This is a genomic window from Paenibacillus sp. TSM33 (assembly GCF_056099025.1).
This window is the reverse complement of record NZ_JBLZXB010000094.1, coordinates 1-209: the sequence shown is the minus strand read 5'-3', so window position 1 is coordinate 209 and position 209 is coordinate 1. Positions and strand designations below refer to the sequence as shown.

Genomic DNA, 209 nt, shown 5'->3' with positions numbered 1-209 from the left:
ACCTTTCCCTCACGGTACTGCTTCACTATCGGTCGCCAGGGAGTATTTAGCCTTGGCAGATGGTCCTGCCGGATTCATACGGGGTTTCACGTGCCCCGCACTACTCGGGATCCGTCTCGGAGGGAACCGGTTTTGAACTACAGGGCTTTTACCTTCTCTGGCGGGCCTTTCCTGACCTCTTCATCTAACCGGTTCCTTTGTAACTCCAT

The 209-nt window shown here is 54.5% G+C and carries 1 rRNA gene; it reads right to left on the bottom strand.

Annotated features, from left to right (window positions below):
• Window positions 1-209, bottom strand: a 23S ribosomal RNA gene (locus ACN6NF_RS26040); the annotation flags it as partial.